Source organism: Mesorhizobium sp. B4-1-1 (assembly GCF_006439375.1).
Lineage (GTDB): Bacteria > Pseudomonadota > Alphaproteobacteria > Rhizobiales > Rhizobiaceae > Mesorhizobium.
This window is the reverse complement of record NZ_VFTH01000050.1, coordinates 1-6,356: the sequence shown is the minus strand read 5'-3', so window position 1 is coordinate 6,356 and position 6,356 is coordinate 1. Positions and strand designations below refer to the sequence as shown.

Here is a 6,356-nt window from a genome sequence, read left to right as displayed (position 1 = left end):
GCGCGTCGCTTCGCTCCTTGCTCCGCCCTAGAATGACGAAGGATGGGCTGCCGGGACAGCGCCCCCCTCTGGCCTGCCAGCCATCTCCCCCCTTGTGGGAGATTAGCCAATCACGCCAACCCCCGCTTCACCATCATCGCTTCCGGCGAGGGCATTTTCCCCCGGAACGCCGTGTAGAGCTCCTCCGGATCCTTCGAGCCGCCCGCGGCATAGATGTTCTCCCGCAGCCGCTCGGCGAGCGCCGGGTTGAAGGGATCGCCCGTCTCCTCGAAAGCCGAGAAGGCATCGGCGTCGAGCACTTCCGACCACATGTAGGAATAGTAGCCGGCTGAGTATCCGTCGCCGGCGAAGACATGGCCGAAATGCGGGGTGCGGTGGCGCATCGCGATCGTGTCGGGCATATGCAGCTTTTCGAGCGTATCGGCCTCGTATCGAAGCGGCTCGGCAGGCGCGTCCGGCTGCGCGTGATAGGCCATGTCGATCAGCGCCGACGCGGTGAACTCGACCGTCGCGAAACCCGCGCCGAATGTGCGGGCGGCGAGCATCTTGTCGAGCAGCGCCTTCGGCATCGGCTTGCCGGTCTTCACGTGCAGCGCGTGCTTTTCCAGCACAGCCGGCACCGTCAGCCAATGCTCGTAAAGCTGCGAAGGCAGCTCGACGAAATCGCGGCTGACCGACGTGCCCGAAACCGACGGCCAGGTCACCTCGGTCAGCATGCCGTGCAGCGCGTGGCCGAATTCGTGGAACAGCGTCTTCGCCTCATCGACCGACAGAAGTGCCGCCTCGCCGGCCGGCGGCTTGGCGAAATTCATGATGTTGTAGATGACCGGCTTGGCGCCATGACCGAGTTTGTAGCCGGACTTCAGCGCGCTCATCCACGCGCCGGAGCGTTTTGAGGGCCGCGCGAAATAGTCGGCCAGGAACAGGCCGCGCTCGCTGCCGTCGGCATTCTTGACCACGAAGACACGCGCGTCGGGATGCCAGGCGGCGATGCCCTTCTTCTCCTCGAAGGTGATGCCGAACAGTTTGGTGGCGACGTCGAAGCATGCCTCGATGACCCGCTCGAGCTGCAGGTAGGGCTTCAGCTCCGCCTCGTCGAAGGCGAATTTCTCGGCACGCAGTTTTTCCTGGTAGAAGCGCCAGTCCCACGCTGCGAATTTCTCGTTGCTGCCGGCTTCCGCTGCCAGCCGTTCCAGCTCCTTCCGGTCGGCGGCGGCCTTTTCCAGCGCTTTCTCCCACACAGGATCGAGCAGGTCGTGCACGGCCTTCGGCGTCTTGGCCATCGTGTCGTCGAGCTTGAGCGCCGCGAACGAGCCGTAGCCCAGCAGCTTCGCCTTCTCGGCGCGCAGCTTCAGCATGTCGCGCACGACATCGGTGTTGTCGGAGGCACCGCCATTCTGGCCGCGCATTATGAAGGCTTTGAACGCAATCTCGCGCAGGTCGCGGCGCTCGGAAAAGGTCGAGAACGGCTCATAGATCGAGCGCGACAACGTCAACGCATAGCGGCCCTTCTGGCCGCGGATCTCGGCCGCTTCGGCCATGGCGCTCTTCAGGAAATCGGGCAGGCCGGCAAGATCGGCTTCGTCGAGGAACAGCGCCCAGTCGCGCTCGTCGGCCAGCACGTTCTGGCCGAATTTGGTGCCGAGCGAGGAAAGCTCCTCATTGATGGCCGCGAGCCGTTTCTTGCCATTGGCGTCGAGTTTCGCGCCCGACCGGACAAAGCCCTTCCAGGTCTTCTCCAGCACGCGCAGCGTTTCGGCATCGAGCTTGAGGCTGTCGCGCCGCTGGTAGAGGTCGTCGATGCGGGCAAACAGTTTCTCGTTCATCGAGATCGCCGAGAAATGCCGCGACATCTTCGGCGAAACCTCGCGCTCCATCGCCTGGATCGTGTCGTTGGTATGGGCGCCGGCGCGGCACCAGAAGATTGACGATACATGGTCGAGCGCCTCACCCGCGAGTTCGAGCGCGGCCAGCGTGTTCTCGACGGTCGGCGTCTCGCTGTTGCCGGCGATCGCGTCGATCTCGGCCTGGTGCGCCTCGAGCGCCGCATCGAAAACAGGCCCGAAATCATTGTCGCCGACGCGCGAGAAATCCGGCAGGCCGAGCGGCCCCTGCCAGACGGTCAGCGGATGGGCGGCGAGGTCGACGGTTTTTGACATGGACAGATCCAATCGGGGAGTTTCGATAGGCGGAGGGCAGCCCCGGATGTAGGGCGGTGTCGCGTACAGCGCAACTCGGGCTTCGCCTCAATAGGCGCTGCAATCCTGCGCCACCGCCGTCTGGGTGCTGGCGACGATGCGGCCGCCGGCGACGGTGAAGGTCTCGCGCATCAGCGTGTCGTTGCTGGGGAAGTCGTAGCAGGCGAGCACCGTGGTCTCGCCGTCCTCGCTTTTTTCGACGCGGTGGCGGATCGCGGCGCCCGCGACCGCGCCCTGCCATTCGTCGATCGAGGCGATGAAGTCCTCTTTGGTCTGGACGACGCCGATGTCGTCGAGCTTCATGCGCACCTCGTCGGCAAGCAGGTCGGACAATTCGGTGCGGTCGGCGACCAGCAGCGCCGAGTACCAGCGGTCGATGATGGCGCCGTCATCGGCGCTGGCGCGGGCGATCGTGGACATGAGCAGCGTCGCCGCGAGAAAGACCTTCCACCGGCTTCGGGGCATTATCCCTCCGTCACAGCTCCGGCCGCTCGAAATCGCCGGTGTCCTTGTTCATCACCCAGAGCTCCCCGGTCGAGATGTCGAACCAGGCGCCGTGCAGCGAGAGCCTTCCCTTGCCTTCGAGGATCGAAACGCAGGGAAAGGTCCTGAGATTGGCGATCGAATAGCGGATGGAGATGCGCTCCAGCGCCGTCTGGCGCTCGGTTGCCGTCATCATCGTGCTGGCAGCCACCGTCTCGGCGGCGGGCGCGATCAGGCTCATCCATTTGCCGATGAAATCGCCGGGCGACAGCGGCGCCGCATTGGTGTCGAGCGCGGCGCGAATGCCGCCGCAGCGGCCATGCCCCATCACCACGATGTTCTTCACCTTGAGGCTCTGCACGGCGAATTCGAGCGCGGCCGAGGTCGAATGGAACTCGCCGTCCGGCTCGTAGGGCGGCACCAGATTGCCGACATTGCGCAGCACGAAGAGCTCGCCCGGGCCCGCATCGAAGATCGCTTCCGGAGCCGAGCGGGAATCGCAGCAGGCGACGATCATCGTCTCCGGCGCCTGGCCTTCGCGCGCCAGCGAGCGGTAGCGGTCGCTTTCGGTAGGATAGCGACCGGTCATGAAGTTGCGGTAGCCGTTCAGCAGGTGCTCGGGGAGATGGGGCATGGGCGGCTAGAGCCTTTCCGGAGGTTGGAGGCGGCAGCTCGTTGCGATGGAAAAAGCCTCTAACGGCAAAAGCCGGTCGCGGGCAATGCCGAATTGCGGATCGCTGCGTCGCAATCGTTGCGGCAATCATGGCTCGCCCGATATGCGTCACGCCCAGATGGCCACGGGGATGCCGAAACGGTCGGTCAGCGGCGGATCGGGCGACGGTCGCGCCTCGCCGCTGGCGATCCGCCCGGCAATCAGCATCATTGCCGCCGCGTCGAGGAAATCGTCGCTCGCGGCGCCTCGTGGCGCTGCCTGGTCGAGAAAGGTTTTCTCGTAGCCATGCCGGCAAAGCAGCGCCTTGCGCTCCTCCATGCCGGCCGGGTTGACCGCGCCCTTGATCTTCTTCGGCAAGGTCATCGCCGCGCCGCCATTCAGCCGGCAGAACGCGACTTCCGGATGTGATTCGAACACCCGGCCGCGCAAATCGGGCCGTGCGATCACCAATTGGTCGATCTCGCGTATCTTCGAGAAAATACCGAAGGCCTGGATGGAAACGCCGCGCGGCGGGTCGGAGGTCTCCGTCGCCACCGCGCTTGCCAGCCGGTGCGCCGCATACCAGGCCTCGATCGTGGTGAAGTCGCTGGTATCGGCATAGAGCGCCGCCCGCGAGGGGATAGCGAACACGCTCGACTGCCGTGCCCCGAGCAAAGGCCGGACCAGCGCTTCCGGTCCGCGGCCGCCCTTGCGCGAAAAATCCGGCAGGCCGATCGGCATGTCGACGGCGATGGTGGCATTCGGCAGCGCGTCGAGCAGCGACTGGAAGCTCGGGAAGACCGAAACCGACGGCGCGACGTCCGCTTCGCGGTGGACGGCGATCCAGCCGGCCTTGCAGCCATCGACGCCGGCCAGGCCGCCGTCTGGCGTCACGCCCGCTTGTCCCGCCCCGGATGCAGCAGGTGGCGCAGTTGCACCATGGCCATCGGATGCGACAGGCTCTGCGCGTCGGTTTCGAGCTGCAGCTCGTCGCCGCCGCGCTTGGCGGTGCGGGCGAGGATCTCGTAGACCGCGGCGGTGGTCGATTGCAGCGCCTTGACCGGGGCCTGGCCGGAGAGAACGCGCGCCAGATAGACGGCGGCCGTCAGGTCGCCGAGCCCATTCGGCGGCTTCTCGATCACGCGGTGCTCGGCAAGCAGCGCCTGGCTGCCATCGAGCAGGAAATTGCCGGTGCCGCCCGTCATCATTGCGGGTGCCGAGGTCACCAGCATGGTCGAAGGGCCGGCATGAAGCGCCGCCGCCGTCACCGCCTTGATGTCGGGCAGCGGCGCGCCCGCCATCCATTCCAGCTCATAGCGGTTGGGCGTCGCGATATCCGCGATCGGCATCAATTTGTCGCGCATGGCAACGGCCGTCGGTTCAGGCACGTAGAGCCCGCCGGAATCGCCCATCACCGGGTCGCAGACGTAAAGCGCATTCGGCGTCTTTTCCTTGACGGCGGCGACCAGGGAAGCGACGGCTTCCGCCTGGCCCGCCTCGCCGAGATAGCCCGAAAGCACAGCCCTGACCTCGCCCAGCCAGGGCGCCCGCTCGAGATCGGCCATCAGCGCCTTGAACTGATCGAGCGGCGGCACGATGCGCGTGGCCCGGCTGTGGCCCGGATGCCAGGGCAGGATGACGGTGGGCACCGCCCAGACCGGGAAACCCAGGGTCTCCAGCGCAAAGACCGCGGCGCGGTTGCCGACCGAACCGCGGGCGACATGGCTGGAGATGACGATGACCGCGCGCGGCGCGTCGGTTTTTTCTGCATTCATGGAATCTGAATCCTAGCCGCCACGTGTGGCGGCATACACCAGCCAGGCCAATAGCCCAATGGCAATGACGAAACCGAGCGTTCGGCCAATGCGGGTTCCCCAATATTCGATGGGATCGGCGCGGTCGGCATCGGCGGCGGTGACACGGTCGCGCGCGTCCTTCGCCGTGCGTGCGATGAACGACGCGCCGCCCGGCGCCGTCTCGCGCGCCACGCGTTCGAGGATGCGGCGCGATTCGGTCTCGTCGTCCCGGCGCTCGGCCATGCAATTGCCCTTTCCTGCCCGGAGCTTAGAGCAATTCCAGGAAAAGTGCGAAGCGTTTAGACTCGGCGACTTCGCCGTGGCCTTCCGACCGGAATTGCGTCAAACGAAGAGAGGGAATCCTGTTCGCGCGGCTATTCACAGTGGCTCGCGCCCGCGCCGGAATCGGCGTCATCGGCCGGACATTTTCTTACGCGTGGATTGTGGTAATGCTTCGCATGCAACTTCTGTCGAGGGACCAACCATGATTACAGAGCGCCTCTCACCACCTTCCGTCTTCCGCAATCTGCCTGCCTTCCTGATGATGGCTTTCGTGCTGCCGCTGCTTGCCGGCTGCGGCTACAACACCATTCCGACGGCGGAAGAGAACGCCAAGGCGGCCTGGAGCGAGGTGCTCAACCAGTATCAGCGCCGTTCCGACCTGATCCCGAACCTGGTCGAGACGGTGAAGGGCTATGCCTCGCATGAAAAGGATACGCTCGATGCGGTCGTCCAGGCGCGCGCCAAGGCGACGCAGATCACGGTGACGCCCGACACGCTGAAGGATCCCGAGGCGCTGAAGAAGTTCCAGGATGCCCAGGCCGGGCTGACCAGCGCGCTGTCGCGGCTCATCGCGGTGTCGGAAGCCTATCCCGACCTCAAGGCAAACCAGAACTTCCTGGCGTTGCAGGCGCAGCTCGAAGGCACCGAGAACCGCATCGCGGTGGCGCGGCGCGACTACATCCAGGCGGTCAGGGATTACAATCTGACGCTGAAGACCTTCCCGTCGGTGCTGTGGGCGACGTTGTGGTTCCGCGGCAACGAACCTTACGCCAACTTCACGGTGGAAGAGGACAAGATGCAGGTGCCGAAGGTCGATTTCGGCACGAGCACCACCAAGCAGGGCGGGTGAGAGCCTCGGCTGAGATTTAATCGAGCTTGCAGGCCTTGAGTTCCTTCACACCCCCCTCTGTCCTGCCGGACATCTCCCCCGCAAGGGGGGAGATT

General features: G+C 65.3%; 7 protein-coding genes. 1 reads left to right on the top strand and 6 read right to left on the bottom strand.

Annotated features, from left to right (window positions below):
* Positions 1 to 110: 110 nt before the first annotated feature.
* From FJW10_RS30275 to FJW10_RS30250, 6 genes are all read right to left on the bottom strand, one after another.
* Complete coding sequence (locus tag FJW10_RS30275) at positions 111 to 2,159, bottom strand: M3 family metallopeptidase (RefSeq protein WP_181177721.1); 2,049 nt, start codon at positions 2,157 to 2,159, stop codon at positions 111 to 113.
* An 87-nt stretch (positions 2,160 to 2,246) separates the two neighbouring features.
* On the bottom strand, positions 2,247 to 2,663 hold the full coding sequence (locus tag FJW10_RS30270) for a nuclear transport factor 2 family protein (RefSeq protein ID WP_140902766.1): 417 nt from the start codon (positions 2,661 to 2,663) through the stop codon (positions 2,247 to 2,249).
* 10 nt (positions 2,664 to 2,673) lie between these two features.
* Entirely contained in the window at positions 2,674 to 3,315 is a 642-nt protein-coding gene (locus FJW10_RS30265) for a carbonic anhydrase (RefSeq protein WP_140647046.1), read from the bottom strand.
* Between the two features lie 147 nt (positions 3,316 to 3,462).
* The gene (locus FJW10_RS30260; protein WP_140902765.1) at positions 3,463 to 4,227 is read right to left on the bottom strand and encodes a DUF429 domain-containing protein; all 765 of its coding nucleotides are present in this window, start codon (positions 4,225 to 4,227) and stop codon (positions 3,463 to 3,465) included.
* Positions 4,224 to 5,108: a pyridoxal kinase PdxY gene (gene pdxY, locus FJW10_RS30255; protein WP_140832647.1), complete on the bottom strand. Its 885-nt coding sequence runs from the start codon at positions 5,106 to 5,108 to the stop codon at positions 4,224 to 4,226. Before pdxY ends, FJW10_RS30260 begins: the two co-directional genes overlap by 4 nt.
* Before the next feature lie 12 nt (positions 5,109 to 5,120).
* Entirely contained in the window at positions 5,121 to 5,372 is a 252-nt protein-coding gene (locus FJW10_RS30250; protein ID WP_140647049.1) for a hypothetical protein, read from the bottom strand.
* A gap of 241 nt (positions 5,373 to 5,613) precedes the next feature.
* On the opposite strand from FJW10_RS30250, the gene FJW10_RS30245 reads away from it, so the two are divergent.
* Positions 5,614 to 6,261: a LemA family protein gene (locus FJW10_RS30245; RefSeq protein WP_140658702.1), complete on the top strand. Its 648-nt coding sequence runs from the start codon at positions 5,614 to 5,616 to the stop codon at positions 6,259 to 6,261.
* Positions 6,262 to 6,356 lie beyond the last annotated feature (95 nt).